Consider the following 1,978-nt stretch of genomic DNA (forward strand, 5'->3'; position numbering starts at 1 on the left):
GAGTCGCTCACCCTGCTGTGGATCCCGGCCAAGGAGGCCGCGGTCCCCAACCTCATCCCGCGCGCCCGGCCGGAGGCGGCCAACCAGCTCACGCTAGGTGCTCGCGTTCGGCGGCGTTGTCGGTGCGGTCGGCGGCCGCCCGGTACGCCGACAGTGCCTCCTCGACGCGGCCCAGCCGCCGGAGCAGGTCGGCACGGACGGCGTGGAACACGTGGTAGGAGTCCAGCGCCAGACCGTCCACCACGGTCAGCGCCGCCGCCGGACCGGCGACCTCGGCCAGTGCCACGGCCCGGTGCAGCGCCACCACCGGCCCGGGATTGACGGCGGTGAGCTGGTCGTACAGCGTCAGGATCTGACCCCAGTCGGTGTCGGCGGCGCGCGGCGCGGCGCTGTGCACGGCGGCGATGGCGGCCTGGATCTGGTACGGGCCGGGCCGGTCGCGGCGCAGGCAGCGGCGCACGAGGGCCTGGCCCTCGGCGACGAGGCCGGCGTCCCAGCGGCTGCGGTCCTGCTCGCCCAATGACACCAGCCGCCCGTCGGCGGTGGTGCGCGCGGGACGGCGGGACTCGGTGAGCAGCATCAACGCGAGCAGACCCGAGGCTTCCGGCTCGTCCGGCATCAGCTCCACGAGCAGCCGGCCCAGCCGGACCGCCTCGGCGCACAGGTCCTCGCGGACCAGCCGGGACCCCGAGGTCGCGGTGTGCCCCTCGGTGAAGATCAGGTAGACGACGGCGAGCACGCCGTGCAGCCGGTCGGGCAGGTCGGCCTCGCGCGGCACCCGGTACGGGATGCCGGCGTCGCGGATCTTCGCCTTGGCCCGGACGATCCGCTGCGCCATGGTCGCCTCGGGCACCAGGAAGGCGCGGGCGATCTCGGCGGTACCGAGGCCACCGAGCAGGCGCAGGGTGAGCGCGACCCGGGCGGCGGGACCCAGTGCCGGGTGACAGCAGGTGAAGATCAGGCGGAGCCGGTCGTCGCGCACGGGGCCCTCCTCGGCCGGTTCGTCGGGGGCGTGCAGCAGGGACGCCTCGGCGTGCCGACGCCCCCGGGACGCCTCCCGGCGCAGCCGGTCGACGGCCCGGTTCCGCGCGGTGGTGATGATCCACCCGGCCGGGGCGGGTGGCACGCCGGTCTCCGGCCAGCGGGCCACCGCCACCGCGAACGCCTCCTGCACGGCCTCCTCGGCGAGGTCGATGTCGCCGAGGAGGCGGACCAGGACGGCGACCGCGCGGCCGTACTCCGCGCGGAACACCGCCTCCACGTCGGGCACGTTCAGTCCTCGGCCCCACCCTGGAAGGGGCGCACCTCGATGGGCAGGGTGGTGGCCACCGCGTACCGCCGGCCCCACTCGAGGGCGGCGTCGAGGTCCGGGGCGCGGAGGATGGTGATGCCGCCGAGGTACTCCTTGCCCTCGGCGAACGGCCCGTCGGTGACCAGCACCTCGTCGCCCTTCGGGCGCAGGACGGTGGCGGTGGACGGGTCGTGCAGGCCCTGACCGAAGACCCAGCACCCGGCGTCCTCCAGTTCCCGCCGGATCTGGCCGAGCTCGCGCATCACCCCGGCCAGGAACTCCGGGTCCGGCTGCCCCGCGCCGACGGGGTGGTGGATGCTGAGCAGGTACTGCCGCATGGCTCCTCCTGGCGTCGCGGCCGGCACGTACGCCGGCCTCTCATCCTCCACACGAACGGCGCCGGCCCGGATCGACACCGCGCCGGGACTTTTTCCACCCGACCCGGGTAGTCGGCCGGGTGCGTACCGACGTGGTGGTGGTCGGCGCCGGGTTCTCCGGGCTGGCCGCGGCGCTGGCCCTGAAGCGGGCCGGCGCCCGTGTCCGCGTGCTGGAGGCCCGGGACCGGGTCGGTGGGCGGGCGCTGACCCGCTGGCTGCCCGACGGGACGCAGGTGGACCTGGGCGCGCAGTGGATCGGCCCGACCCAGGACCGGGTCGCCGCCCTGGTCGCCCGGTACGGGCTGGCCAC

General features: G+C 75.7%; 3 protein-coding genes. 1 reads left to right on the forward strand and 2 read right to left on the reverse strand.

The window, feature by feature from the left end:
* Positions 1-88: 88 nt before the first annotated feature.
* Together AB0I76_RS28720 and AB0I76_RS28725 are read right to left on the reverse strand one after the other, a co-directional pair.
* Positions 89-1,270: an RNA polymerase sigma factor gene (locus tag AB0I76_RS28720; RefSeq protein ID WP_357041920.1), complete on the reverse strand. Its 1,182-nt coding sequence runs from the start codon at positions 1,268-1,270 to the stop codon at positions 89-91.
* A 2-nt stretch (positions 1,271-1,272) separates the two neighbouring features.
* The gene (locus tag AB0I76_RS28725; RefSeq protein ID WP_357041923.1) at positions 1,273-1,629 is read right to left on the reverse strand and encodes a YciI family protein; all 357 of its coding nucleotides are present in this window, start codon (positions 1,627-1,629) and stop codon (positions 1,273-1,275) included.
* Between the two features lie 119 nt (positions 1,630-1,748).
* Here AB0I76_RS28725 and AB0I76_RS28730 point away from each other — a divergent pair.
* Positions 1,749-1,978: FAD-dependent oxidoreductase (locus AB0I76_RS28730; protein ID WP_357041926.1), on the forward strand; the 230-nt coding region annotated here is incomplete at its 3' end.

It is taken from the genome of Micromonospora sp. NPDC049799 (assembly GCF_040656655.1).
Classification (GTDB): domain Bacteria; phylum Actinomycetota; class Actinomycetes; order Mycobacteriales; family Micromonosporaceae; genus Micromonospora.